Here is a 4,064-nt window from a genome sequence, read left to right on the forward strand (position 1 = left end):
AATCGTCCATCGCTTCCTCCTTTCCGCTACCCCGCGCAGCAGGACAAAGCCTTCACATCCTTTCTGAAGGTTTGCGCCGCCAGTTTTAGTCCTTCGACCATCGTGAGATACGGGAACAACTGGTCGGCCAGCTCCTCCACCGTCATCCGGGCACGGATCGCCAGCGCCGCCGCCTGGATCAGTTCGCCCGCCTCCGGTGCGACGGCCTGCACGCCGATCAGCCGACGCGTGCCTTCCTCGATCACCAGTTTGATGAAGCCGCGGGTATCGAAGTTGGCGAGCGCGCGCGGCACGTTATCGAGCGCGAGCGTGCGGCTGTCGGTCTCGATCCCCTTGAGGTGGGCCTCGGCTTCGGACAGCCCGACGGTGGCGACCTGCGGGTCGGTGAAGACCACGGCCGGCATCGCGGTCAGGTCGAGCGCCGCTTTGCCGCCGGTCATGTTGACGGCGGCGCGCGTGCCACCTGCCGCCGCGACGTAGACGAACTGCGGCTGGTCGGTGCAGTCGCCGGCGGCGTAGATGTCCGGCGCGCTCGTGCGCAGGCCGTCATCGACGACGATGGCGCCTTGCGGGGTCATCGTCACGCCGGCGGCTTCGAGATTCAGGCTGCGCGTGTTCGGGCTGCGGCCGGTGGCGATCAGCAACTTGTCGGCACGCAGCTCGCCTTGGGCGGTCGTGAGCACGAATTCACCGTCCTGATAAGCCACCTGACTCGCCTGGGTATGCTCCAGCACGGCTATCCCTTCGGCGCGGAAGGCATCGGTCACAGCCGCGCCGATGGCCGGGTCCTCACGGAAGAACAGCGTGCTGCGCGCCAGGATCGTCACCCGGCTGCCCAGCCGGGCGAAAGCCTGCGCCAGTTCGACCGCCACCACCGATGAGCCGATAACGGCCAGCCGCTCGGGAAGGGTGTCGCTCGCCAGGGCTTCGGTCGAAGTCCAGTAGGGCGTGTCCTTCAGGCCGGGAATCGGCGGAATCGCCGGGCTCGCGCCTGTGGCAACCAGGCAGCGGTCGAAGGCGATTTCGCGCTCGCCGCCCTCAACCAGCCGCACGCCGAGGGTGCGACCATCCTTGAAGCGAGCTTCGCCATGCAAGACGGTGATGGACGGATTGCCGTCCAGGATGCTTTCGTACTTGGCGTGGCGCAATTCCTCGACGCGCGCCTGCTGCTGGGCCAGCAGCCGCTCGCGCAGGATGGCCGGCGTTGCCGCCGCGATGCCGTCATCGAACGGGCTCGCCGTGCGCAGATGGGCGATGTGGGCGGCACGGATCATGATCTTGGACGGGACGCAGCCGACATTCACGCAGGTGCCGCCGATGGTGCCGCGCTCGATCAGCGTGACGCGCGCGCCCTGTTCGACGGCCTTGAGCGCAGCGGCCATCGCCGCCCCGCCGCTGCCGATGACGGCGATGTGCAGCTTGTCATTGCCGTGACCGGCTTGGCTTCCGCCACCAACCCATTCGCGCACGCGGTCGAGCAGCCCGCCATGCGGCGGCGTATTCGGCGAATCAGCCAGCGCGGCCCGGTATCCGAGCCCGGCGACGGCGGCGAGCAGAGCGTTGGTCGGAGTCTCTGCGGTCATGGCCAGGTTTGCATTGCCATTGGCGTAAGACACCTCGGCCGAACGCACGCCGGGCACCTGCTCCAGCGCTTCCTTGACGTGGACTGCACACGATTCGCAGGTCATGCCGGTGATTTTCAGTTGGGTCATGTTTTGTCCCTCATGGGGTTGTCGCGTCAGCCGTGCTTCGCGGGCAGTTCGCAGCCATCCGGTCCGCAGCGGCGGTTGGCCGGTGACACCAGATCCCAGACCGACACCGCCAGCATCAGTCCGATGCCGCTGTAGGTGGCATAACTGCTCCAGCCGTACTGGAACCAGGGATAGAGTGATAGCAACAGGACTGTGGGCCCGAGCATGCCGAGCGCGCTGCGGTGCCATTGCCGGTGGCTGAACCAGCCCAGCGCGTTGATGACCAGCGCCAGCCAGGCGAAGGCCGGCAGCAGCGTATTGACGAACAGCCCTTCCCAACGGCTCAGAAAGCCCAGACCGATGGAGGCGCCCAGACTGGCGAGTGCCGGAAAGCACATCGCACAGCCCATGGCAGACACCAGCGCGCCGAGCGCGCCGGCCTTGTCGGCGATACGCATGATCGGATTCATGGCGACGCCCCTCCGCGCCTAGCGCTTCACGCTGGACGGATAGCCCGCGTTGGTGGTGGCCTCGGTCAGCTTTTGGACGGTGGTCTTGACGTCGTCGAAGGTCACGACCGCTTCGCGCTGGTCGAAACTGACATCGACCTGGCTGACGCCCTCGACCTTGGTGAGCGCCTTCTTGACCGTGATCGGGCAGGCGGCGCAGGTCATGCCAGGCACTGACAGCGTGACGGTCTGGACGGCGGCCCAGGCGGGCGTGGCAAGAGTGGCGGCCAGGGCCACGAGTGCGGCAAGTTTCTTCATGATGATCTCCTGTCAGTAGAACAGCGGAAGGACGTAGGGAAAGGCGAGCGCGACCACCACCAAGGCGGCCACGATCCAGAAAATGAGCTTGTAGGTCGTGCGAACCTGTGGAATCGCGCAGACCTCGCCCGGCTTACAAGCGTTGGCCGGCCGGAAGATGCGGCGCCAGGCGAAGAACAGCGCGATCAGCGCTGCGCCGATGAAGATCGGCCGGTACGGTTCCAGCACGGTGAGGTTGCCGATCCAGGCGCCGGAAAAGCCGAGCGCGACCAGCACCAGCGGGCCGAGGCAGCAGGTCGAGGCGAGGATGGCGGCTAGGCCACCGGCGGCCAAGGCACCACGCCCGGATTGCGGTTCCGACATGAGGTTTCTCCTTTCGAGGTTTCGCTTGATGCTGTAACGTTACTTCCGTAGTTAACTACGGAGTCAAGCGCGATGAGCACCGAACCGGATAGCCTGACCATCGGCGCCTTCGCCAAGGCGGCCGGGGTCAATGTCGAGACGATCCGCTTCTATCAGCTCAAGGGACTGCTGCCGACGCCGGACCGGCCTTACGGCAGCATCCGCCGCTACTGCAGCGCCGACGTTGCGCGGGTGAAGTTCGTGAAAGGGGCGCAGCGGCTGGGCTTCAGCCTGGACGAGATCGGGCAGCTTCTGAAACTGGAAGACGGGACCCATTGCAGCGAGGCGGCGGAACTGGCCGCGCAGCGGCTTGCCGACGTACGCGCCAAGCTGGCCGACCTGAGCCGGATCGAGGCAGCCTTGTCCAAGCTGGTCGGCGAGTGCCATGCGCACCAAGGCAATGTGTCCTGTCCGCTGATCGCCGCCCTGCATTGCTGATAGGTCATGGATTGGCCAGGGCATCAGGAAAGCGCCATGGACGTCAGATATCTCGGGCAATCGGCTTCTGAAAACGGCGGCCGCCGCCGAGTTCGATGAAAAGGAAGAGCCCCGACATGGGGGCTCGAATGGGTTGCGGGTTACTCGTCGTCGTAGAGCGTCAGCCCGTCCAGCACGGGCGCGTCGCCATCGAAGATCAGCAGGCGCACGTCGGCGAGCGCGGCCAGGTGGAGCACCTCGACGAGGGACTCCGGCATGCCTTTCCGGCGATGCTCTCGCCGCAACCGCTCGGCGGTGATGCCTTCGACCCGTTGCAGGTTCTCGTCCGTCCAGGGCGTGGCGATCAGCTTCACGCCGACCGCCGGGCTGTACGGAATGCGGAAGGCAACGAACAGGAAACGGGTCGGCGTGTCGATGTCGGCCAGGTTGGCCAGATAGCGACCGGCCTCCTCGGTGATGTGCGCCGAACTGATTTCCCAGGCACGGCCGTAGAAGCCGGTCTCGAAGCGCAGGCGGTGTACCACCTCGCGCGCGGCTTCCTCGGAGTAGGTATCGCCGACGTGCAGCGGTTTGCCGGCTTCTTCGGCCATGACGGCGTAGACGAGGTTTCGGGCGATACCGTGGCTGGGGCACTGCGCGTCCAGCTCGGGCGGCACGTTCTGGCCCTCGGTGATCAGCGCGAAGTCGTCGCAGAAGACGCAGGCATGGCGCTCGACCTGGCTGTCCGGCAGGTGCGACTGCGAGACGTGCAGCGGCAGATAGCTCA

Annotated in this window: 6 protein-coding genes; 1 reads left to right on the top strand and 5 read right to left on the bottom strand. The window is 66.1% G+C overall.

Annotated features, from left to right (window positions below; translation table 11 throughout):
* Positions 1 to 26: 26 nt before the first annotated feature.
* Genes merA through merT form a run of 4 tightly spaced genes read right to left on the bottom strand, consistent with a single transcriptional unit; the run spans position 27 to position 2,821 of the window.
* Entirely contained in the window at positions 27 to 1,712 is a 1,686-nt protein-coding gene (gene merA, locus AC2VLV_RS15350; protein WP_088446865.1) for a mercury(II) reductase, read from the bottom strand.
* Between the two features lie 26 nt (positions 1,713 to 1,738).
* Positions 1,739 to 2,161, bottom strand: coding sequence for an organomercurial transporter MerC (merC, locus tag AC2VLV_RS15355; protein ID WP_088446866.1), 423 nt, complete (start codon positions 2,159 to 2,161; stop codon positions 1,739 to 1,741).
* 18 nt (positions 2,162 to 2,179) lie between these two features.
* Positions 2,180 to 2,458, bottom strand: a complete 279-nt coding sequence (merP, locus tag AC2VLV_RS15360) for a mercury resistance system periplasmic binding protein MerP (RefSeq protein ID WP_088446867.1) — start codon at positions 2,456 to 2,458, stop codon at positions 2,180 to 2,182.
* 12 nt (positions 2,459 to 2,470) lie between these two features.
* Positions 2,471 to 2,821: a mercuric ion transporter MerT gene (merT, locus tag AC2VLV_RS15365; protein WP_043105729.1), complete on the bottom strand. Its 351-nt coding sequence runs from the start codon at positions 2,819 to 2,821 to the stop codon at positions 2,471 to 2,473.
* Between the two features lie 72 nt (positions 2,822 to 2,893).
* Here merT and merR point away from each other — a divergent pair, with 72 nt between their 5' ends.
* On the top strand, positions 2,894 to 3,298 hold the full coding sequence (merR, locus tag AC2VLV_RS15370; protein WP_043105730.1) for a mercury resistance transcriptional regulator MerR: 405 nt from the start codon (positions 2,894 to 2,896) through the stop codon (positions 3,296 to 3,298).
* Positions 3,299 to 3,438: 140 nt separating this feature from the next.
* Here the strand turns inward: merR and AC2VLV_RS15375 are convergent.
* Positions 3,439 to 4,064: DUF5983 family protein (locus tag AC2VLV_RS15375; RefSeq protein WP_486990812.1), on the bottom strand; the 626-nt coding region annotated here is incomplete at its 5' end.

This window comes from Thiomonas sp. TH-17 (genome assembly GCF_057473305.1).

What these genes read in the sequence shown, in the direction of transcription:
- merA (WP_088446865.1), bottom strand. Translation starts at nt 1,712, where the DNA reads ATGACCCAACTGAAAATCACCGGCATGACCTGCGAATCGTGTGCAGTC.
- merC (WP_088446866.1), bottom strand. Translation starts at nt 2,161, where the DNA reads ATGAATCCGATCATGCGTATCGCCGACAAGGCCGGCGCGCTCGGCGCG.
- merP (WP_088446867.1), bottom strand. Translation starts at nt 2,458, where the DNA reads ATGAAGAAACTTGCCGCACTCGTGGCCCTGGCCGCCACTCTTGCCACG.
- merT (WP_043105729.1), bottom strand. Translation starts at nt 2,821, where the DNA reads ATGTCGGAACCGCAATCCGGGCGTGGTGCCTTGGCCGCCGGTGGCCTA.
- merR (WP_043105730.1), top strand. Translation starts at nt 2,894, where the DNA reads ATGAGCACCGAACCGGATAGCCTGACCATCGGCGCCTTCGCCAAGGCG.